Origin of the sequence: Streptomyces sp. NPDC087844, assembly GCF_044742785.1 — a bacterium.
In the GTDB taxonomy this organism is placed as follows: Bacteria; Actinomycetota; Actinomycetes; order Streptomycetales; family Streptomycetaceae; genus Streptomyces.
Genome location: NZ_JBIUVD010000012.1, coordinates 1 through 20,400, shown reverse-complemented (window position 1 = coordinate 20,400; position 20,400 = coordinate 1). Strand labels below are relative to the sequence as shown.

The 20,400-nt window shown below is 72.6% G+C and carries 13 protein-coding genes and 3 pseudogenes; 14 read left to right on the top strand and 2 right to left on the bottom strand.

Features of this window, described 5'->3' with window-relative positions:
* Window positions 1-3: 3 nt before the first annotated feature.
* From ACIOKD_RS23185 to ACIOKD_RS23135, 11 genes are all read left to right on the top strand, one after another.
* The gene (locus tag ACIOKD_RS23185) at window positions 4-966 is read left to right on the top strand and encodes a carbohydrate ABC transporter permease (RefSeq protein ID WP_402087089.1); all 963 of its coding nucleotides are present in this window, start codon (window positions 4-6) and stop codon (window positions 964-966) included.
* A 2-nt stretch (window positions 967-968) separates the two neighbouring features.
* Complete coding sequence (locus tag ACIOKD_RS23180) at window positions 969-1,880, top strand: carbohydrate ABC transporter permease (protein WP_402087086.1); 912 nt, start codon at window positions 969-971, stop codon at window positions 1,878-1,880.
* A 2-nt stretch (window positions 1,881-1,882) separates the two neighbouring features.
* The gene (locus tag ACIOKD_RS23175) at window positions 1,883-3,148 is read left to right on the top strand and encodes a 6-phospho-beta-glucosidase (RefSeq protein ID WP_402087084.1); all 1,266 of its coding nucleotides are present in this window, start codon (window positions 1,883-1,885) and stop codon (window positions 3,146-3,148) included.
* Window positions 3,145-4,146: an N-acetylglucosamine kinase gene (locus tag ACIOKD_RS23170; protein ID WP_402087081.1), complete on the top strand. Its 1,002-nt coding sequence runs from the start codon at window positions 3,145-3,147 to the stop codon at window positions 4,144-4,146. The genes ACIOKD_RS23175 and ACIOKD_RS23170 overlap by 4 nt, the downstream gene beginning before the upstream one ends.
* Before the next feature lie 203 nt (window positions 4,147-4,349).
* Complete coding sequence (locus ACIOKD_RS23165) at window positions 4,350-5,807, top strand: hypothetical protein (protein WP_402087078.1); 1,458 nt, start codon at window positions 4,350-4,352, stop codon at window positions 5,805-5,807.
* A 14-nt stretch (window positions 5,808-5,821) separates the two neighbouring features.
* The gene (locus ACIOKD_RS23160; RefSeq protein ID WP_402087074.1) at window positions 5,822-6,838 is read left to right on the top strand and encodes a glutamate ABC transporter substrate-binding protein; all 1,017 of its coding nucleotides are present in this window, start codon (window positions 5,822-5,824) and stop codon (window positions 6,836-6,838) included.
* Between the two features lie 142 nt (window positions 6,839-6,980).
* Window positions 6,981-8,303, top strand: coding sequence for a hypothetical protein (locus tag ACIOKD_RS23155; RefSeq protein WP_402087071.1), 1,323 nt, complete (start codon window positions 6,981-6,983; stop codon window positions 8,301-8,303).
* Window positions 8,300-11,026, top strand: coding sequence for a tetratricopeptide repeat protein (locus tag ACIOKD_RS23150; protein ID WP_402087068.1), 2,727 nt, complete (start codon window positions 8,300-8,302; stop codon window positions 11,024-11,026). The genes ACIOKD_RS23155 and ACIOKD_RS23150 overlap by 4 nt, the downstream gene beginning before the upstream one ends.
* Window positions 11,027-11,029: 3 nt before the next feature.
* The gene (locus tag ACIOKD_RS23145) at window positions 11,030-12,616 is read left to right on the top strand and encodes a protein phosphatase 2C domain-containing protein (RefSeq protein ID WP_402087065.1); all 1,587 of its coding nucleotides are present in this window, start codon (window positions 11,030-11,032) and stop codon (window positions 12,614-12,616) included.
* A gap of 171 nt (window positions 12,617-12,787) precedes the next feature.
* Window positions 12,788-14,134, top strand: coding sequence for a VWA domain-containing protein (locus ACIOKD_RS23140; RefSeq protein WP_402087063.1), 1,347 nt, complete (start codon window positions 12,788-12,790; stop codon window positions 14,132-14,134).
* Between the two features lie 135 nt (window positions 14,135-14,269).
* The gene (locus ACIOKD_RS23135; RefSeq protein ID WP_402087061.1) at window positions 14,270-15,790 is read left to right on the top strand and encodes an FHA domain-containing protein; all 1,521 of its coding nucleotides are present in this window, start codon (window positions 14,270-14,272) and stop codon (window positions 15,788-15,790) included.
* 163 nt (window positions 15,791-15,953) lie between these two features.
* Here the strand turns inward: ACIOKD_RS23135 and ACIOKD_RS23130 are convergent, their stop codons facing one another.
* Window positions 15,954-16,949, bottom strand: a complete 996-nt coding sequence (locus ACIOKD_RS23130) for a methyltransferase domain-containing protein (protein WP_402087058.1) — start codon at window positions 16,947-16,949, stop codon at window positions 15,954-15,956.
* 166 nt (window positions 16,950-17,115) lie between these two features.
* Between ACIOKD_RS23130 and ACIOKD_RS23125 the strand changes: the two genes are divergently transcribed.
* The 3 genes and pseudogenes from ACIOKD_RS23125 to ACIOKD_RS23115 all read left to right on the top strand — a co-directional run.
* On the top strand, window positions 17,116-17,529 hold the full coding sequence (locus tag ACIOKD_RS23125) for a globin (protein WP_402087055.1): 414 nt from the start codon (window positions 17,116-17,118) through the stop codon (window positions 17,527-17,529).
* 153 nt (window positions 17,530-17,682) lie between these two features.
* Window positions 17,683-19,304: pseudogene (locus ACIOKD_RS23120) on the top strand (hypothetical protein); the annotation flags it as partial.
* 265 nt (window positions 19,305-19,569) lie between these two features.
* Window positions 19,570-20,139 (top strand): annotated as a pseudogene (locus ACIOKD_RS23115) (ATP-binding cassette domain-containing protein); the annotation flags it as partial.
* Between the two features lie 27 nt (window positions 20,140-20,166).
* Here the strand turns inward: ACIOKD_RS23115 and ACIOKD_RS23110 are convergent.
* A pseudogene (locus ACIOKD_RS23110) lies at window positions 20,167-20,400 on the bottom strand (hypothetical protein); the annotation flags it as partial.

Genomic DNA, 20,400 nt, shown 5'->3' with positions numbered 1-20,400 from the left:
CCGATGTCCACCATTCCCCCCTCCACGTCCACGCTCACACTGCGTGCGAAACACCGCGGACAGGCGCTGCGCACGGCCGCCTTCATGTCGCCGTGGCTGATCGGCTTCAGCGTCTTCTTCGCGTACCCGCTGATCTCGACCGTGTACTTCTCGTTCATGAGGTACGACGGCTTCGGCGTCCCGGAGTTCCGGGGTCTGGAGAACTGGAGTTACGTCTTCAACGACTACCCCATGTTCTGGCCGGCGCTGCGCAACACCGTGTGGCTGGTGCTCGTCATGGTCACCTTCCGGGTCGCCTTCGGCCTCGGGATCGGCCTGCTGATCACGAAGATCAGGACCGGCACGGGCGTCTTCCGCACGCTGTTCTATCTGCCCTATCTCGCGCCGCCGGTCGCCGCCACGCTGGCCTTCGTGTTCCTGCTCAACCCGGGTACGGGGCCGGTCAACTCGGTCCTCGGCGACCTCGGCCTGCCGACGCCCGGCTGGTTCACGGACGCCGCCTGGTCCAAGCCCGCCCTCACCATGCTCGCCCTGTGGGGCGTCGGCGACCTGATGGTCATCTTCATGGCCGCGCTGCTCGACGTACCGAAGGAGCAGTACGAGGCGGCCGAGCTGGACGGCGCGTCGGCCTGGCAGCGGTTCCGGTTCGTGACGCTGCCGAACATCTCGCCGATCGTGATGTTCGCCGTGGTCACGGGGGTCATCCAGACGATGCAGTACTACACGCAGCCGCTGGTCGCGGGGAAGGTCGCCTCCGGGATCATCGGCGGCTCGGGCCAGCAGTTCGAACCGGGATACCCCGACAAGTCGACGCTCACCCTGCCGCAGCTCGTCTACAACCTCGGCTTCCAGCGGTTCGACTACGGCTCCGCGTGCGTGGTCGCGCTGGTGCTGTTCGCACTGTCCATGGCGTTCACCGCGTTCCTGATGCGGCGCCGCGGCGGTCTCATCCAGGCAGGTGACTGACCATGGCCCGAGCGACCGGAACACAGGTACGGGAAAGGGCGCCCGAGTCGAGGACAGCGCCCGTCACGCCCGCCGAGCGCACCGCCCGCCGCAAGGCGCTCCTGGAGTGGATCGCCGTGCACGCGCTCGGCGTCGCCGCCGCGCTGTTCTTCGTGCTGCCCTTCGTGTTCGTCGTCCTGACCTCGCTGATGAGCGACGACCAGACGCTCACCAGGGACCTGGTCCCGGACACCTGGGAGTGGGGCAACTACACGAAGGTCTTCGACACACCCGGATTCCTGACGTGGTGGCGCAACACCCTCCTGTACGCGGGCGCCGGCACCGCGCTGACGGTCGCGTCCTCGATCCCGGTGGCGTACGCGCTCGCCAAGTTCCGCTTCCGTGGCCGGAACCTGTCGCTGATGCTGGTCATCTCGATGATGATGCTGCCGCCGCAGGTCGTCATCATCCCGATGTACCTGTTCTGGGCGAAGCAGCTGGATCTGTCGGGCACGCTGTGGCCGCTGATCATCCCGATGGCGTTCGGCGACGCGTTCTCCATCTTCCTGCTGCGGCAGTTCCTGATGACGATCCCTAACGAGTACCTGGACGCGGCGAAGGTCGACGGCTGCGGGGACCTGAAGACCCTGTTGAAGGTCGTCCTGCCGATGGCGAGGCCCGGGATCGCGGCCGTCGCGCTCTTCCAGTTCTTCTACGCCTGGAACGACTACTTCGGGCCGCAGATCTACGCGTCCGAGAACCCCGGCGCCTGGACCCTGAGCTACGGCCTGGAGTCCTTCAAGGGCGCGCACCACACCGACTGGAATCTGACGATGGCCGCGACCGTCCTGGTCATGGCACCCGTGATCCTCGTGTTCTTCTTCGCACAGAAGGCGTTCGTCGAGGGCGTCACGCTCACCGGAGTGAAGGGCTGAGAATGAAACTCGCAGTAGTGGGCGGAGGTTCCACCTACACCCCTGAACTCATCGACGGGTTCGCGAGGTTGCGCGACACCCTGCCCGTCGAGGAGCTGGTCCTCGTCGACCCGGCGCTCGACCGTCTGGAACTCGTGGGCGGGCTGGCCCGGCGCATCTTCGCCAAGCAGGGGCACCCCGGGCGGATCACCACGACCGACGACCTCGACGCGGGCGTGGACGGCGCCGACGCCGTGCTGCTCCAGCTCCGCGTCGGCGGCCAGGCCGCCCGCAACGAGGACGAGACCTGGCCGCTGGAGTGCGGCTGCGTCGGCCAGGAGACCACCGGCGCGGGCGGCCTCGCCAAGGCGCTGCGGACGGTCCCGGTGGTGCTCGACATCGCCGAGCGCGTCCGGCGCGCCAACCCGGACGCCTGGATCATCGACTTCACCAACCCCGTCGGCATCGTGACCCGCGCCCTCCTCCAGGCCGGTCACAGAGCGGTCGGACTGTGCAACGTGGCGATCGGATTCCAGCGGAAGTTCGCCGGACTGCTCGGGGTCGACGCCACCGATCTGCATCTGGACCATGTGGGCCTCAACCACCTCACCTGGGAAACCCATGTGCGACTGGGCGGCCCCGAGGGCGAGAACGTCCTGCCGAAGCTGCTCGCCGAGCACGGCGACGCCCTCGCCGAGGACCTGCGCCTGCCGAGCGGCGTCCTGGACCGCCTGGGAGTCGTCCCGTCCTACTACCTGCGCTACTTCTACGCGCACGACGAAGTCGTACGGGAGCTGGGTACGAAACCCTCGCGGGCCGCGGAAGTGGCCGGGATGGAGCGGGAGTTGCTGAGGATGTACGGCGACCCGGCGCTCGACGAGAAGCCGGCGCTGCTGGGCGAGCGGGGCGGGGCCTACTACTCGGAGGCGGCCGTCGACCTCGCCGCGTCCCTGCTGGGCGGGGGTGGCAGCCCGTACCAGGTGGTGAACACGTACAACCGGGGGACGCTGCCGTTCCTGCCCGACGACGCCGTGATCGAGGTGCAGGCGGCGGTCGGGCACTCCGGCGCCGCCCCGCTGCCCGTGGCGCCGGTGGACCCGCTGTTCGCGGGGCTGATGGCGAACGTGACCGCGTACGAGGACCTGGCCCTGGAGGCCGCTCTGCGCGGGGGCCGCGAGCGGGTGTTCCGGGCGCTGCTCGCCCATCCCCTGGTCGGCCAGTACGCACTCGCCGACGGCCTCACCGACCGGCTGATCGCGCACAACCGGGAGCACCTCGCGTGGGCATGACCGCGTCCGTCCCCAGCGCCGGCACGGGGCCCGAACACACCGTCCTCGCCGTGGACGCGGGGAACAGCAAGACCGACGTCGCGGTCGTGGCGGGCGACGGGAACGTGCTCGCCACGGCGCGCGGCGGCGGGTTCCGGCCTCCCGTCGTCGGCGTCCGGGAGGCGGTGGACACGCTCGCCGACGCCGTCGGACGGGCCTTCGCCGCGGCGGGCGTCACCGCCGTCGGCCATGTCTCCGCGTGCCTCGCCAACGCCGATCTGCCCGTGGAGGAGGAACAGTTGGCCGCCGCGCTGCACGCGCGCGCGTGGGGGACGACCGTGGACGTCCGCAACGACACGTTCGCGATACTGCGGGCCGGTGTCGAGGAGCCGCGGGGTGTCGCCGTGGTGTGCGGCGCGGGTATCAACTGCGTGGGCATGCGGCCCGACGGCCGGGTCGCCCGCTTCCCCGCCCTGGGCCGCCTGTCCGGTGACTGGGGCGGCGGCTCCGGCCTGGCCGAGGAGGCGCTGTGGCACGCGGCGCGCGCCGAGGACGGGCGGGGCGCCGCGACCGAACTGGCCCGCGCCCTGCCCGCGCACTTCGGCCTGAGCACGATGTACGCGCTGATCGAGGCCCTGCATCTCGGTCACATCGAGGACGTGCGGCGCCACGAGCTGACGCCGGTCCTGTTCGCCACGGCCGCGGACGGCGACCCGGTGGCCCGCGCGCTCGTCGACCGGCTGGCGGACGAGGTGGTGTGCATGGCGGTCGTCGCCTTGACCCGCCTCGACCTGCTGGGCGAGGAGGCGCCGGTCCTGCTCGGCGGGGGTGTGCTGGCCGCCCGCCACCCCCAACTCGACGACCGCGTACGGCAGCTGCTGGCCGAGCGTGCCCCCAAGGCCGTGCCCCGGGTCGTCACCGCCCGGCCGGTCCTGGGAGCCGCGCTCCTCGGCCTTGACCGCCAGGGCGCCCCGGCTCGGGCGCACGCCCGCGTGAGGGAGTTCTACGAGAGGGTCTGAGCACGCCGGGAACCGAACAGTTCGGGTTGGCGTATTCATGAACAGGGGTGGTGCGGGATCTTCGCCGGGCCGCAATCCGACCAAGATCGCGTCAAGGCCTGTTCGGATGTCGGCCCCGGCGGCGATACTTGCGGCCGTGCGTCTCTTCCCGTGCTCCCCGGCGCCGGGCGGAGGTGACCGGCGACGACCATGGGGGAGGTCAGGTGACACACCAGCAGCAGAGCACCGCGGCGCCACCGCGGGGGCGGGCGGGCGCGTCGCCCGCGGTCCCGCCGCAGGTCCCGCCACCGGGGCCGCAGGGCCGGCCGGGGGTGCCCGGGGCCGGGCCCCCGCGGCGCACGGCATGGGCGGAGGGCGTCGACCGGCTGCGGGCCGGGGCGACCACCGAGCCCGGGCGGCTGCGCATCATCGGCGCCGTGCTCGCCGTCCTGGTGGTCGCGTTCGGCGCGGTCACCGCCTGGGAGATGACGGAGCGTTCGGCCGCCGCGGACGACGTGCTGCACAGCAGCCAGCCGCTGAGCGCCGACGCGGCGGACATCTACCGTTCCCTCGCCGACGCCAACACGGCGGCGTCCAGCGGCTTCCTCGCGGGCGGCCAGGAGCCGGCCAAGACCCGCAAGCGGTACGAGGACGACATCAGCCTGGCCGCGGAGAAGCTGGTGACCGCGGCGGCCAACTCCGAACCGGGTTCCACCTCGGCGAAGACCATCACCGAGCTCAACACGATGCTTCCCGAGTACAAGGGCCTGGTCGAGCGGGCCCGCGCCAACAACCGGCAGGGCTACCCCCTCGGCGGCGCCTACCTGCGGTACGCGAACGCGAAGATGCAGATCATGCTCGCGGACGCCGAGCGCCTCTACAAGGTGGAGAACCAGCGGCTGCGCTCCGACTACGACGACGCGACGCCCTATCCGTGGATCGCGATCGGCGCCGGTGTCGTGGCCGTCGGCGGCCTCGTGTGGGCCCAGCGGCGCAACTACCGCCGGACCAACCGCGTACTGAACCACGGCCTGGCCGCCGCCACCGCGGCCACCACGGTCGTCCTGCTCTGGCTGGTCGTCGGCCACACCGTCGCCCGCGCCGGGCTGAACGAGTCGTACGACCACGGTGTGCGCTCGATGAACACGCTCAACGACGCCCGGCTCGCCTCGCTCAAGGCCCGCGGCAACGAGAACCTGACGCTGGTCTCCCGCGGCGCGGAGACCAAGGACGTGGTCACGGAAGGCGGGAAGAAGACCGTCGACACGTTCGACTGGGACTTCGAGCAGCAGATGAAGGACCTCACCACGAAGCTGGCCGCCGCCGAGGACCTCGCCGACGACAGCGCGGGCGTGAAGCCGGTCGAAGCCGCGACGGGCAACATGAAGGTCTGGAAGGAACGGCACGCGGAAGCCCGCGCGCAGGACACGCTGGGCAACTACCAGGGAGCGCTCGACAAGGTCATCGGCTCCAGGGCGGACAAACCGACGGGCGAGTGCTTCGACAGCGTGGAGACGAACCTGAAGGCCGCGCTCACGCACGAGCGCGCCGAGTTCGAGCAGGCGGCCGGTGACGGCCGGAGCGCGCTGAACGGCCTCGTGGTGGGCGCCGCGGTGCTCGCCGTGCTGGCCGCGGCCGGCGCGGTGCTGGGCATCGGGCGCAGGCTGTCGGAGTACCGGTGAGAGGGGGCATGACGATGAACGCGCGACGTCTGCGAGCCAGCCTGAGGGGCTGGGGCGGAGTGGGGGCCATGGCGGTCGTCTGTGCCCTGGCGGCGGTCTTCGCGCTGCTGCTGCCGGTCGCCCAGTCACGCGAGAACGACGCCGAGGACCTCGCCGGGCAGGGCACGGCCAACGGCGACCGGACCAGGGCTCCGAAGTGCGAGGATCCCGAGAAGCAGAGCCTGTCACCGTCCTCGGGCGACCAGAACGGCGAGACGGTCGAGCAGATCAAGAAGCGCGGCTTCCTGATCGTCGGTGTCGACCAGAACAGCTACCGCTTCGGCTACCGCGACCCGAACAGCGAGTCGGACGACGCCGAGCTGGAGGGTTTCGACATCGATCTCGCACACGAGATCGCGGACAGGATCGTCGGAGCGAAGCCGAACAACGTCCGCTTCCGGGCCATCCCCACCGATCAGCGCATCCCGGCGATCCAGGACGGCAAGGTCGACATGGTGGTGCGCACCATGACGATCAACTGCGACCGCCTGGGCCAGGTCGCCTTCTCCTCGCCGTACTTCGAGACCGGCCAGCAGGTGCTCGCCCCGAAGAAGTCGGACATCACCGGGCTCGACAAGTCCCTGGCGAAGAAGAGGATCTGCACGGCGAAGAGCTCGACCGCCTGGGACTCACTGGACGCGGCCGAGAAGGCTGGCACCCTCCCCGCGTCCGCCGACTTCAGGGACCGCACCGTGCCGAACCAGCTCGACTGCCTGGTACGGCTGCAGCTCGGCGAGGCCGACGCCGTGGTGACCGACGGGGCGCTCGCCGCGAGCCAGGCCGCACAGGACCCGACGGTCGGGCTCAAGGGCAAGCCGTTCACGGACGAGTTCTACGGCGTGGCGATGAAGAAGGACGCCGACGACCTGGTGCGCCGGGTCAACCAGATCCTGGTCGACTACCGCAAGGACGGCTGGCAGAAGTCGTACGACAAGTGGCTCGCCGAGAGCCTCGGCGAGTCGGCCGGGCCGCCCCCGGTCCAGTACAAATGACCACGACACTCCCGTAGTTCCGCAGGTGGTCCCGCACCGGGACGGCAACCGGGCAGCACGGGACGGGCGGCGCGGGACGAGCGGTACAGGACGAGCGGTACAGGGCAGACCAGCGCGGGCAACAGGAAACGAGGGGTGATCGATGGGCGTCGCGGGACCATCCGGGCCGGTACTGGACCGGGACGAGGTGGACCGTGCGCTGGCGCGGCTCGGCGCGGAGCACGAGGCCATCGAGACCTCTCTCCTCGCCCTCCAGGACCATGCGGGCCGCAGACTCCTCGAAGGTGCCGAGCTCACGGGCACGACCAAGGAGCGCTGGGGAACCGCCGAGGCGTCGATCACCCTGCTCTGGTCCTACTTCGACGCGTACGCCGACGCGCTGCGCTCCGCCCGGGGAATCCGCTCCCGCAGACGCTGGTCGAGCCGCGACGACCTGGTGGAACTGACGGAACTGCTGCGCGGCGAGAGCGTCACGGTGGCCGGCAGCGCCTCCGCCACGGCCGCCGCGCCCACGATGGCGGGCACCGGCCGGCTGAGCGAGCGCTTCACCCTCGCCGAACTCGTCGAGCGGATGAACGAGTTGTACGCGATCTCGCTGGACATGGTCGTCACGGCCGACGCCGTCTGGTCGGCGCTGCCCGCGCGGATAGATCTACTCGCCGCTGAGCTGCAGCGCACCCGCAGGCTCGCGCACTCCGTGGGCGTACGGCCCGGTGAGCATCCGGCGGGCGACGACCTGGAGCGGATCACCCGCGCGCTGACGTCGTTGCGCGAGCAGGTGGTGTCCGACCCGCTGGCCTTCTGGGCGCCCGCGCAGGGGAGTTCGGCGCCGGGCGGCGGCCGTCCCGACACGACGCGCTACGACCGCGAGGCGCGCGCCCTGGAAGAGGTGCGCCGCGAGATCGACGCCGTGCTCACCGTGCGGCAGGACGCGGAGGCGCGGCTGGTGCGGCTGCGGGACGTGCTGAGCCGCGCGGACCGCACGCTGGCCGAGGCGAGGAGCGCGCGCGGCGAGGTACTGGCGAAGATCGCCGCCTCCGAGGTGCCCGCGGTCGGCGGCCCGCCGACCGCGCTGCAGGAACAGCTGGCCATGGCCTCCGAGTACCGCAGGCACGCGCAGTGGCACCGTCTCTCGCCCCTGCTGGAGTCGCTTGAGGACAAGGCCGAGGACGAACTGCTGCGCGCCCGCGAGTCGTTGACCGCGGTCACCGCGCCGCTCGCCGTCCGCGCGGAGCTGCGCGGCCGGCTCGACGCGTACAAGGCGAAGGTCGCACGGCACGGTTTCGCCGAGGATCCGCTGCTGGTGGAGCGGTACGACGCGGCGCGCCGCATGCTGTGGAGCGCGCCCTGCGACCTGCGCGTGGCGGAACAGGCGGTGCTGCGCTACCAGCAGGCCGCCGCCGAAGCACTGGTGCCGAGGGTCCCCGGGGACGGCGGACCACAGGACCGGAGGGGGGAGTCATGAGTCAGCCGAACGAGAGCCGGCCGAGTCAGCAGAGCCAGCAGAGCCAGCAGAAACAGTGTCAGCGGCCCGGCTGCCCCGGGTCGTACGAGGACATGGGCGGCGGCGAGCTGTACTGCGACACCTGCGGTCTGGCGCCGGTCGTCTCGTCGACCAGCATGGTGGGTTCGCCACCGACCGGGATCACGGCGGGCGGCAGGAACTCGCGCGGTTCCGGCAGCGGGAGTGCACGCTCCGGCTCCCGTGCGTCGGCCCGCTCCTCGTCGCGCTCCGCGCAGTCCCGGCGTTCGGTGTCGGGCCGCCTCTCGCGGGCCGTCTCGGGGCGGTCGACGGGCCGTTCGGTGTCGGTGCGCAGCTCCGGTTCGGCGGCCGGGTCCTCCAGCCGCGGCCGGCTCGGCGTCGGCCTCGTACAGGTGCCGGGCGTGCCGCGGCCCGACCCGCACGCGATGGTGCAGGAGAACCCCGAGGTTCCGGAGCGGAAGCGATTCTGCTCGCGCTCCGACTGCGGGGCGCCGGTGGGGCGTTCGCGCGGGGAGCGGTCCGGACGCACGGAGGGTTTCTGCACCAAGTGCGGCCACCCGTACTCGTTCGTGCCGAAGCTGCGGACCGGCGACATCGTGCACGGCCAGTACGAGGTCATGGGCTGTCTCGCGCACGGCGGGCTCGGCTGGGTCTATCTCGCCGTCGACCGGGCGGTGTCCGACCGCTGGGTGGTCCTCAAGGGCCTCCTCGACACGGGCGACCAGGACGCCATGGCCGCCGCGATCTCCGAGCGCCGCTTCCTCGCCGAGATCGAGCACGCGAACATCGTGCGGATCTACAACTTCGTGGAGCACCTCGACCAGCGCACCGGCTCCCTCGACGGCTACATCGTCATGGAGTACGTCGGCGGCAAGTCCCTCAAGGAGATCGCCAACGACCGCCGCACCGCGGGCGGCAAGCGTGACCCGCTGCCGGTGGAGCAGGCCTGCGCGTACGGCATCGAGGCGCTTGAGGCGCTCGGCCATCTGCACAGCCGCAACCTCCTGTACTGCGACTTCAAGGTCGACAACGCCATACAGACCGAGGACCAGCTCAAGCTGATCGACATGGGCGCGGTGCGCCGGATGGACGACGACGAGTCGGCCATCTACGGCACGGTCGGCTACCAGGCCCCGGAGGTCGCCGACGTGGGCCCCTCGGTCGCCTCCGACCTGTACACGGTCGCCCGCACCCTGGCGGTCATGAGTTTCGACTTCCAGGGCTACACGAACGTGTTCGTGGACTCCCTGCCCGACCCCGACAACATCGAGGTCTTCCGCACGTACGAGTCGTTCTACCGGCTGCTCGTACGGGCCACCGACCCCGACCCGGCCCGCCGGTTCGCCTCCGCGCAGGAGATGGCCGAACAGCTCACGGGTGTGCTGCGCGAGGTCGTCTCCGTGCAGACGGGCCGGCCGCGGCCCGCGCTGTCCACCCTGTTCGGACCCGAACTGAAGGTCACGGACACGGAGTTGTTCGGCAAGCTGAGCGGCGACGTGTCGCGACTGGGCGTACGGGTGGAGCCCGTACGGGAGAAGCGGGGCAGACGGGGGAAACAGGAGAGAAGGGGCGCTCCGGCCGTGACGGCGGGGGCGAACGGATCACCGGAGACGCGGGCGGGGACGGGGACGGGGACGGGACCGAACGGTTCTCCCCTCCTGGTGCCCGCTCCGGCCTCCCTCGTCAAGCCGCTGAACACCTCGGCCGCCTCGCTCGCGCTCCCGGTCCCCCATGTCGACCCCGGCGATCCGAACGCCGGGTTCCTGGCCGGCCTCATGACGTCCGCGCCCGGGGAGCTGATCAGCGCCCTGCGGTCGGCGCCCGCCGGCTCCCCGGAGCTGCGGCTGCGCGAGCTGCGGGCCCGCCTGGAGCTGGGCGAGCTCGACCAGGCGACCAGGGCGCTCGAAACGCTGGAGACGGACCAGCCCGACGACTGGCGGGTGGTCTGGTACCGGGGCGTGGCGGCGCTGGCGGCCCGCGACCACGAGGTGGCGGCGGTTTCCTTCGACGCGATTTACGACGCGTTCCCGGGTGAGCCCGCGCCCAAGCTGGCCCTCGGCCTGTGCGCGGAGGTCCTCGGACAGCTGGACAACGCCGCCGAGTACTACCGGCTGGTGTGGACGACCGACCCGAGCTATGTCAGCGCCGCGTTCGGCCTGGCCCGCGTCCAGCTCGCGGCGGGCGACCGCTCCGGCTCCGTACGGACGCTGGAGTCGGTGCCGGAGTCCTCGATCCACTACACGGCGGCGCGGGTCGCCGCGGTCCGGGCGCGGCTGAGGCAGCGCCTGGCCGAGGCCGTTCCGCGCCCACCGGAAGCGCCGGGGGCTCCGCCCGGGGCCCCGGGGAAGTCTGTGGCCCCTGCTGCTTCCGGGAGCCCTGTGACGCCGTTCCTGGACGATCTGACCTCGGCCGCGGCCCAGGTCGAGGCGCTGGACGGGTACGGCCTTGACGCGGTGCGCCGCGAGCAGTTGTCCACAGAGGTCCTTGGCTGTGCCCTGGACTGGGTACTCTCCGGTATCCAGGGTTCCGCCCCGTCGAACACCGGTGCGCGGACCGTACTGCTCGGCAGTGACCTGGACGAGCGGGGCCTGCGCTTCGGACTTGAGCGTTCGTACCGGACACTGGCCCGGCTCGCCCAGGGTGGCGAGGAGAGGATCGATCTGGTGGAGCGCGCCAACCGCTACCGCCCCCGGACGTGGGTGTAATTCATGTCGCAGATGCCCCAACTGGCCGCCTGCCCCAGCTGTGAGGAACCGCTGGAGTCGGGAGACCGCTTCTGCGGTGCGTGCGGTTACGACCTGTCGGCCGCACCGGCGCCGCCGGACGACAATCCCACGATCACCATGAACGGCTCGGCGCCACGGCCTCCTTCGGCCGCGGCCGGGGTGGCTCCCGCGGCCCCCGTGGCCCCCGTGGCCCCCGTGGCCCCCTTGACCGCCGTGGACTGGCCTGTCGCGCCCGAAGTCGGCAGCTCGGGCACCCCGGCGGCCGTGGTCCTGCCCGCGGACATCGAGGGCCGCGAGTCGGGCGGCTCCGACAGCCCCGGCGTACGGTTCGACCGGCCCGACGGGTCGCCCGTCCAGCCGCAGGCCCAGTCGCCCGCCCTGCCGCCGGAGCGGGCCCCGTCGCCCACCCGGCCGCACGAGCAGCCGCAGGCCCAGGGGCATGCCCGGCCACCGGCTCACGGGCCGGGGCAAACGTCGGCCCACGCGGCGGGCCACGGGACCGGTCACTCGGCGGCGGAGCCGGACGAGTACCCCCTCGCCGCTCCACTGCCACCCGAGGTTCCGGCGGCCGACGTACCGACGGTCGAGGTGCCCACGGTCGAGGCACCGCTCGCCGACCCGCGGACGGCCGACCTCGCGACGCCCACCGCGGGCCTGAAGGTCTGCGTGGCGTGCCGCGCGGGCCAGGTCGACCGGGACGGCTACTGCGAGAACTGCGGCCACGCGCAGCCGCGCGAGCGCGACCACATGGAGCAGGAGCTGGACGCGGTCGCCGCGGTCAGCGACCGCGGTCTGCGCCACCACCGCAACGAGGACGCGTTCACGGTGTCCGCGACCGCGCTGCCCGACGGTTCGCCCGCCGTCGTCGCGATCGTCTGCGACGGCGTCTCCTCGGCGACCCGTCCCGACGAGGCCTCCCTGGCCGCCTCCCGCACGGCGAACGAGTCACTGCTCGCGGCCCTGCCCTGCGGCACGCACCCGCAGCAGGCCATGCACGACGCGATCCTCGCCGCCGCCGAGGCGGTCAACTCCCTCGCTGACCCCGCCACCTCGGCCCACGAGCACCAGCCGCACGTGAACGCCCCGGCCTGCACGTTCGTCGGCGCCGTCGTCACGCCCAGCCTGCTGGTCGTCGGCTGGGTCGGCGACAGCCGCGTCTACTGGGTGCCCGTGGACCGGTCGGCACCGCCGGCCCGGCTCACGGAGGACGACTCCTGGGCGGCCCAGATGGTCGCCGCGGGCCTGATGAGCGAGGCGGAGGCGTACGCGGACGCGCGCGCCCACGCCATCACGGGCTGGCTCGGGGCGGACGCGTACGAACTGGAGCCGCACACCGCTTCCTTCAAGCCGGACCGGCCGGGTGTGGTCGTGGTGTGCAGCGACGGGCTGTGGAACTACGCGGAGGGCGCCGAGGAAATGGCCGAGGTCATCCCGCCCGACGCCGCGGACCGGCCGCTGCACAGTGCCCAGGTCCTGGTGGGCCACGCCCTGGACGGCGGGGGCCACGACAACGTAACAGTGGCCGTCCTTCCGTTCCCCGCGCCGCAACAAGGGGCAGGATCGGCCTAAGAGGCCCAAGCGGTACGAAACGGTTGAGACGACAGAGACGACAGAGACGACAGTGGCGGTAGGGGCGACAGGGACGGCGAGGGCCGCGGCCCGGTCGGGGCCGGAGGGGACCGGTCCGCCCGCCGGCATCACCCACGGCATGTGGGAGTCCTGAGGGGGAGCAGAGAACGCATGGCCAATTTCTCGAAGTCGAACGTGCCGCAGTTCTCGGTGGAGGTCTACCAGAACGAGTACCTGCCGGAGGGCGGCCGCGAGGTCAACGCGATCGTGACGGTGACCTCCACCGGCGGCGGCACGGTCGGGAGTGCCGTCGCGGCACCCCACCTGTTCACACCGGGACAGAGCCCGGACGCGGCCGTGGCGATCATGGTCGACTGTTCCGGCTCCATGGACTACCCGCCGACCAAGATGCGCGGCGCCAGGGACGCGACGGCCGCCGCGATCGACGCCCTGCGGGACGGCGTGCACTTCGCGGTGATCGGCGGGACGCATGTGGCCAAGGAGGTCTACCCGGGCAACGGTGAGCTGGCCGTCGCCGACGCGCGGACCCGCGAGCAGGCGAAGCAGTCGCTGCGCAAGCTCAGCGCGGGCGGCGGCACCGCGATCGGCACCTGGCTGCAGCTGGCCGACCGGCTGCTGTCCTCGGTGGACGTCACCATCCGGCACGGCATCGTGCTCACCGACGGCCGCAACGAACACGAGTCGCCCGAGGACCTGAAGGCCGCCCTGGACGCCTCCGCCGGCCGCTTCACCGCCGACGCCCGGGGCGTCGGCACGGACTGGGAAGTGAAAGAAGTCACCGCCATCGCGTCCGCGCTGCTCGGCACCGCCGACATCGTGGCCGATCCGGCGGGCCTGTCCGCCGACTTCACGCAGATGATGGAGACGGCCATGGGCAAGGAGGTCGCGGACGTCGCGCTGCGGCTGTGGACCCCGGTCGGCACCTCCATCAAGTTCGTCAAGCAGGTCGCGCCGACGGTCGAGCCGCTGACCGACCGCCGCACCGAGGCGGGCCCGCGCGCCGGGGACTACCCCACGGGCTCCTGGGGGGACGAGTCCCGCGACTACCACGTGTGCGTGGAGGTGCCCGAGGCCGGCCTCGGGCAGGAGATGCTCGCCGCCCGGGTCTCCCTGGTGATCCCGCACGGCGACGGCACCGCCCAAACCCTGGGCGCGCAGGGGCTCGTACGGGCCGTGTGGACCGACGACATGACGGCGTCCACGTCGATCAATCCGCAGGTCGCGCACTACACGGGTCAGGCGGAACTGGCGCAAGTCATCCAACAGGGCCTGGATGCGCGTAAAGCGGGAGATGCCGACGGGGCAACGGCCAAACTGGGCCGCGCGGTTCAGCTCGCGAGTGCCTCCGGAAACGCGGATACGGCGAAACTGCTTGCGAAGGTGGTGGACGTGGTCGATGCCGCGGCGGGTACTGTGCGATTGAAGGCGAAGGTCGCGGAGGCCGACGAGATGACTCTCGAAACACGGTCCACAAAGACTGTTCGTGTAAAGAAGTAGAGCAGTGCGCAAGCACTACGCACACGGTACGTAGCAGTACGCGAGCAGTACGCGAGCAATACGCGAGCAGCACGCACGCGGTTTGCACGACTTACGGTCCCCGGTGGGCCGGACATGAGAGGGGGAAGCGCCGACATGCCGACCTGCCCGAACGGACACCAGTCGGGTTCCGACGACTGGTGCGAGGTCTGCGGTCACCGTATGGCCGGTGCCGTGCCCCCGCCACCTCCACCGCCGCCCCCGGCGGCCGGTTACGGCTATCCGCCGCCCGGTTCGCAGCCGCCGCCCGGTCAGGGTGGCCGGCCGCACCTCTCCGCGGTGCCCGACCCGGCGCCCGAGGCGGAGCTGTGCCCGCAGTGCCGTACTCCGCGCGAGGGCGGAGCACCGTTCTGCGAGGAGTGCAGGTGGAACTACCTGACGAACACCGCGACCTCGTACACTCCGGCCGCGCCGCGTCCCCCGGGGCCCGGTCCCGGTGGTCCCGGGCCTGGCGGTCCGGGGCCCGGTGGGCCCGGTCCGGGTGGTCCCGGCGGGCCCGGCGGTCCCGGCGGGCCGAACCCCGCGCTCCGCTTCCAGCAGCAGCCGCCTCCCGGGCAGTCCGGCCCGACCCACGGCGGCTTCGACTACCAGGGTTCCCGGCCCTCGCAGATGAACCGGCCCGCGGAGCCGATCCCGCCCTACGGCGAGGACCCCTCGGGCTTCCCCGGTGATCCGTCGCGACCGGTACCGCCGCCGCCGGGCCCTGGGGGCCCTGGCCCCGGAGGTCCTGGCGGGTACGGCGGGCCTGGTCCCGGCGGACCTGGCCCCGGCCCCGGCGGGCAAGGTGGGTACGGCGGTCCCGGCGGTCCCGGCGGCGTCGGCGGTCCGAACGGACTCGGGGGCCCGAACGGTCCCGGGGGCCAGGGCGGTCCCGGCGGCCCGGGTGCCCCGCAGGGGTTCCAGCAGCCCGGACAGTCCGGCCCACCCGGCCAGCTCGGACAGTCCGGCCAGCTCGGACAGTCCGGTCCGCCCGCATATCAGCAGGAGACCGCGTATCCACAGGAGACCGGGCGTCCGCAGGCGCCGGGCGGTCCGTCCTTCGGGGGTGGCGCGGACGACTGGGTGATCTCACCGCCGGCGCCCGGCAGCCCCGGCGGCCCACCCGCACCTGGTGGCCCGCCCGGACCCGGTGGCGGCTACGGCTACCCGCAGTCCGGCTCGACGCAGGCGCCCGCCGGGTACCAGCAGCAGCCGCAACAGCCGCAGCAGTCGTTGTCGTGGAGCATCACCATCGGGCCCGACCGTGAGTACTTCATGGCGATGATGCAGCGCTCGGGACCGGAGGCCGCGGGGCTGAACCTGCCCGCGTACTCGCCGGAACAGCAGCGTCCGCTCGGTGGCAACCAGATCACGATCGGCCGCCGCCGCCACTCCACGGGCGACACCCCGGACATCGATCTGTCGGTGCCGCCGGAGGACCCGGGCGTCTCGCACCAGCACGCGGTGCTCGTGCAGCAGCCGGACAGCAGCTGGGCGGTGGTCGACCAGAACTCGACCAACGGCACCACGGTCAACGGCGCGGAGGAACCCATCCAGCCGTTCGTCCCCGTCCCGCTCCAGGACGGCGACCGGGTGCACGTGGGCGCCTGGACCACGATCACGATCCGGCGGGGCTAGGCGCTTCGCCGGGGCCACGATCCGGCGGGGCCAGGCGCCTCGCCGGGAGCACGGTCCCGGCCCGCGGGCCGGTGCGGGGCCGGTGCGGTCCGGTGCAGGGCCGGTGCGGGCCGGTCGCGCGGTTCCCCGTCCCTGACGGGCGCGGTACGGCCCCGCGCAGCGGTTACGGCAGCGGCCAGGTGTACGGCCCCTCGGGGTCGTCCAGCCACGCCCACGCGCGGTCGCCGGTGACAGTGATGCCGTACCGCTCGCGCGCCGGCCAGGCATCGTGTTCCCACAGCGCGTGCGCCTCGTCCGAGGTGAGGCCGTCCGCGGTCAGGGTCAGCAGGAAGCGGAACAGCTCGTGCTCCCTGGCCCGCCGCGGCAGGCCGGCGAGCTGCACGTCCGCGGCCTCGCGCCCGGTCCGGCTGCCGCCGCGCAGGGGCACGAAGTACGCGGACGTGTGCAGGAAGCGGCCTTCGGCGTGCCCGGCGTCCCTTACCCGCAGGGCGATCAGGCCGGTGGCGAACGGGGCGAGGATCCGGGCGCCGGGGCGGCACTGCGCGAGCCAGGGACGCGGGACCGAGTTCAGCGCGCAGGTGGCGACGACACGGTCGAAGGGGGCCCGCTCGGGGCAGCCGCGCGCCCCGTCGCCGGTCACGACGGCGGGCCGGTGACCCGCGGCGGCCAGATGCCGCCGGGCGGACTCCGTGATCTCCGGGTCCAGGTCGACCGTGGTGACCAGCTCGTCACCCAGCCGGCACGAGAGCAGCGCCGCGTTGTAGCCGGTGCCCGCGCCGATCTCCAGGACCGCGTCCCCGTCCCGTACCGCCAGCTCGGCCAGCATCTTCGCCATCAGGGAGGGCTGGCTGCTGGACGACAGCAGCTCGCCGTCGCGCATGCGCGTGGCCAGCGGGGTGTCCGCGTACGCCCCGCGCAGCCACTCCTCGCGTCGGCGCGGGCTGGGGTCCTCGCCCCATCTGCGCTCGTAGCCGCCCTGTGGGCCCCCCGCGCCCACGTAGTAGTACGGCACGAAGAGGTGGCGGGGGACGCTCTCGAAGGCCGACCGCCAGACGGGGTCGGCGTCCCAGGCACCGCTCTCGTCGATCTCGCGCACCAGCGCCGCCCGCGCCGTGGCGGCGAGGTCGTCGAGTCCGTGGTCGACCGCGTACGCGCTCATACCCCCACTGTGCTGCGGGACGGGCCGGGAGGCGAGCGCCGGGGCCGCCCGATCCGGAACCGGCCCCCTCGGTCCGGCAGATCCCTCGGACGACTCTCCGGCTGATTCTTCGGGGGCCCTGGGTCCCGAGTCCTCGGTCGGCCCGTCCGAGACCACGTCTGAGACCATGGACGGTGTGAAAGAGATTCGGCGCGGCACGCTTCAGGAGCAGACCTTCTACGAGCAGGTCGGCGGCGAGGAGACCTTCCGGCGCCTGGTGCACCGGTTCTACGAGGGTGTCGCCGAGGACCCGCTGCTGCGGCCCATGTATCCCGAGGAGGACCTGGGTCCGGCCGAGGAGCGCTTCACGCTGTTCCTGATCCAGTACTGGGGCGGTCCGACCACGTACAGCGAGAACCGCGGTCATCCCCGGCTGCGGATGCGGCATGCCCCCTTCGCGGTCGACCGGGCGGCTCACGACGCCTGGCTGAGGCACATGCGGGTCGCCGTCGAAGAGCTCGGCCTCTCCGAGGAGCACGAGCACACACTGTGGAACTACCTGACGTACGCGGCGGCTTCGATGGTGAACACCGAGGGATGAACAACCCTGGCTGACGCGCGCATTCCGGTCGTGCGTCGCCGGATTCCGGTCACGATCCGGTCAAACCCGGTCCTCAAGCGCTTACCCGTGCCCTCTCACCTCTGACAACATCGCCAGAGATCCGGGGTGTCCGGCGATACGGCGGAGGGCCGGGTGACGGGGTTCGTCCTCCTGCGTGTGCGAGCGCATCGTTTACTGCTGACCGCCGCGCTGCTCACCGTCCTGCTGACGACGGCTGTCCTGGCGACCCTGACCGCGTACTCGGGTGCGATCGGCGACGCGGCACTGCGGCACTCGCTCCTCGACACCTCGGCGACCACGACGGGCACGACGCGCAGGGCGGGCACAGCGGGCACAGCGGGCACGGCGGGCAGGGCGGGCAGGGCGGATACGCAGAGCGCCGCGGCCACGACGCTGGTCGTCAAGGCCGATGTTCCCGCGGGGGACCGCGAGGCCGCCGAGCAGGCCGTACGGGACGGGGCCCGGCGCACCTTCGACGGGCTGCCCGTGACGCTGCGGACGCTGACCCGGTCCGGGCCCTACGCCCTGCCGAGGTCCCCGCAGGAGCCCGCCGCCCGCTCGAAGGACCCGGATCTCACGCACTTCGCGACGCTGGACCCCTCCCAGGTGCGGACGGTCGAGGGACGCGCGCCCCGGGCCCCGGGCGACCTTGCCGGCGGCCACGAGGTCGAGGTGGCCCTTCCCGAGACCGCCGCCCGCCGGCTGGCGGTCGAACCGGGCGCGCGGCTGACACTCGTCGACCGGTTCGACGGCCCGAAGGTACGGGTCCTGGTGACCGGCCTCTACCGGCCCGTGCGCGTCACCTCGCCTTACTGGCAGTTGGACGACCTGCACGGACGCGGGGTCAGCAAGCTCGACTTCACGACGTACGGGCCGTTGCTGGCGGACCCGTCGGTGCTCGCGGCCACCGGAAGCGGGCGGCGGGTCAGCTCAGGTCCGACCGCCTGGCTGGCGTCCGCCGACTTCTCGGCACTGACGACCGGACGGATCGCCACCCTGCGGGAGGCGGCCACCGCCGGGCCCCGCTCCCTGCTCCCTGCTCCCTGCTCAAGTCCCCCGCGCTGCGCGGTACCACGGCCGTCACGACATCGTTGCCCGAGGAACTGGAACGCGTGGAGCGGTCGTTGCTGGTCGCCCGTTCGACGCTGCTGATTGTCGCGCTCCAGCTCGCGCTGCTCGCCGGCTATGCGCTGCTGCTCGTGGCCCGGCTGCTGAGCGTCGAACGATCCGGTGAGACACGGCTGTTGCGGGCGCGTGGCGCCTCGCGCGGGCGGGTGGCCGCCCTCGCCGCGCTGGAGGCCTCGCTCCTCGCCCTGCCGGCCGTCGTCTGCGCGCCGCTGCTCGCCGGGCCGCTGCTCGCCGGGCCGCTGCTCGCCGGGCCGCTGACGCGGCTGCTGGCCGGACAGGGGGCGCTGTCGCGGATCGGGCTGCGCCTGGACACCTCGGCGGCGGCCGGCGCGGTGTGGGCGACGGCGGTCGCGGCCGCCCTGGGCTGCGCGCTGGCGGTGACCGTACCCGCGCTGACCGTACCCGCGCTGACCGGGCGGGAGGAGACCGCGGAAGGCGGCCGTGCCCGCTCGCTCCCCGCGCCGGTACGGGCGGGTGCGGACGTCGGCCTGCTGGTCGTCGCGGCCGTCGCGTACTGGCAGTTGAGCCGGCAGACCTCCGGTGCCGTCACCTCCACCGGCCCCGGCCGGCCGGCGGCGACGCCCACGGACACGCTCGGCATCGATCGGCCTTACGGCACAGCTCCGCTCGGCGCCCGGCGTACGTGAGGTCACCCCTCTGAGCGTCGGCTACCAGGCGAAGCCGGGGACCGGCGTGGAGACGGTACCCCTGGTCGGCGTGGAGCCCGAGGGTACGCCCGGCTGGCGCGGAGCACACACCTCGGGGCCTTCCTCGCGGGCGAGTTGAAGGCACCGGCGGACGCCAAGCCCTCGACGCCTACGAAGCTCACGAAGCCCTCGGAGCCCTCGGAGCCCTCGGAGCCCTCGAAGTCCTCGAAGGACGGCGCGTCGGACGGGTCCCCGCTGCCCGCCCTCGCCTCCCCCACCGTCCCGCAAGGACCGTCGCGCGCAGGCCCAACGTGCCCTGGAGCTGCTGGAGTTGCTGGAGGTCGCGGAGTGCCGGGGCCGGCGCCCGTTCCAGATGTCCGGCGGTCAGCAGCAGCGCGTCGCCATCGCCGTGGCGCTGGCCAACGACCCCTCCGTCCTCCTCGCCGACGAACCCACCGGTGAACTCGACTCACACACCGCCGAGCAGATCTTCGCCGCCTTCCGTACCGCCAACGAGCGTCTCGGCACGACCATCGTGATCGTCACGCACGACCAGGCGGTCGCCTCCGAGGTCCGCCGGACGGTCGCCATCCGGGACGGCCGTACCTCCACGGAGGTCCTGCGCCGCACCGAGGTGGACGCCACGACCGGCCACGAGACGGTGGTCGCCCGCGAGTACGCGATGCTCGACCGGGCCGGCCGGCTCCAGTTGCCCGCCGAGTACACCGAGGCCCTCGGCATGCGCGACCGTGTCGCCCTGGAACTCGAACATGACCACATCGGCGTATGGCCGGACGACAGCGAACACCGCTGACGCCTACCCCGAGCCGGCTGCCGACGCTCAGCGAACGCTGACGTCCAGCGACCCGAGCCCCGCCTTGCGCACGGCGATCGTCCCGTACGGCGTCTGCAACCTGAGCCACGCGCCCGACGAGAGCAGTCGCAGCGGGGCCTCGTCGGGTGCGCCGGGTGCGGTGGGTGCGGTGGGCGCGGTGGGCGCGGTGGGCGCGGTGGGCGCGGTGGGCGCGGTGGGCGCGGTGGGCGCGGTGGGCGCGGTGGGCGCGGTGGGCGCGGT

What these genes read in the sequence shown, in the direction of transcription:
- ACIOKD_RS23185 (WP_402087089.1), top strand. Translation starts at nt 4, where the DNA reads ATGTCCACCATTCCCCCCTCCACGTCCACGCTCACACTGCGTGCGAAA.
- ACIOKD_RS23180 (WP_402087086.1), top strand. Translation starts at nt 969, where the DNA reads ATGGCCCGAGCGACCGGAACACAGGTACGGGAAAGGGCGCCCGAGTCG.
- ACIOKD_RS23175 (WP_402087084.1), top strand. Translation starts at nt 1,883, where the DNA reads ATGAAACTCGCAGTAGTGGGCGGAGGTTCCACCTACACCCCTGAACTC.
- ACIOKD_RS23170 (WP_402087081.1), top strand. Translation starts at nt 3,145, where the DNA reads ATGACCGCGTCCGTCCCCAGCGCCGGCACGGGGCCCGAACACACCGTC.
- ACIOKD_RS23160 (WP_402087074.1), top strand. Translation starts at nt 5,822, where the DNA reads ATGAACGCGCGACGTCTGCGAGCCAGCCTGAGGGGCTGGGGCGGAGTG.
- ACIOKD_RS23155 (WP_402087071.1), top strand. Translation starts at nt 6,981, where the DNA reads ATGGGCGTCGCGGGACCATCCGGGCCGGTACTGGACCGGGACGAGGTG.
- ACIOKD_RS23150 (WP_402087068.1), top strand. Translation starts at nt 8,300, where the DNA reads ATGAGTCAGCCGAACGAGAGCCGGCCGAGTCAGCAGAGCCAGCAGAGC.
- ACIOKD_RS23145 (WP_402087065.1), top strand. Translation starts at nt 11,030, where the DNA reads ATGTCGCAGATGCCCCAACTGGCCGCCTGCCCCAGCTGTGAGGAACCG.
- ACIOKD_RS23140 (WP_402087063.1), top strand. Translation starts at nt 12,788, where the DNA reads ATGGCCAATTTCTCGAAGTCGAACGTGCCGCAGTTCTCGGTGGAGGTC.
- ACIOKD_RS23135 (WP_402087061.1), top strand. Translation starts at nt 14,270, where the DNA reads ATGCCGACCTGCCCGAACGGACACCAGTCGGGTTCCGACGACTGGTGC.
- ACIOKD_RS23130 (WP_402087058.1), bottom strand. Translation starts at nt 16,949, where the DNA reads ATGAGCGCGTACGCGGTCGACCACGGACTCGACGACCTCGCCGCCACG.
- ACIOKD_RS23125 (WP_402087055.1), top strand. Translation starts at nt 17,116, where the DNA reads ATGGACGGTGTGAAAGAGATTCGGCGCGGCACGCTTCAGGAGCAGACC.